Genomic DNA, 410 nt, shown 5'->3' with positions numbered 1-410 from the left:
GCCCCACTGCTCGGCAAGCTCAACGAGATCAGGCGGCGCAGTCCCGCACTGCGTCAGCTGCGGGATCTGCACTTCCATCACGCCGACCAGGAAGCGGTGATCGCGTATTCGAAGCGAGCGGGTTCGAACACGGTTCTGGTGGTTGTCAACCTCGACCCCCACCACACCCAGGAGGCCACGGTCTCGTTGGACATGCCGCGACTCGGCCTGAACTGGCACGAGTCCGTGCTGGTGCGTGACGAGCTCACCGGCGAGGTCTACACCTGGGGCAGGAACAACTATGTACGTCTCGAACCGGGTCGCGCGCCCGCACACGTACTGACCGTCCTGCGACCGTCCAACCCGCAGATCGGGGGGTCACCCGCATAATGATCGTCAACGAGCCCGTTCCGGACACCTTCGAGGACACG

At 64.4% G+C, this 410-nt stretch carries 1 pseudogene; it reads left to right on the top strand.

Annotation, left to right across the window (positions count from 1 at the left end):
- Positions 1-369: pseudogene (locus I8N67_RS42035) on the top strand (DUF3459 domain-containing protein); the annotation flags it as partial.
- Positions 370-410 lie beyond the last annotated feature (41 nt).

The organism is Streptomyces adelaidensis, assembly GCF_016598475.1.
Lineage (GTDB): Bacteria > Actinomycetota > Actinomycetes > Streptomycetales > Streptomycetaceae > Streptomyces > Streptomyces adelaidensis.
Note: the sequence above shows the minus strand (reverse complement) of the source record. Positions and strands in the feature narration are given on the sequence as shown.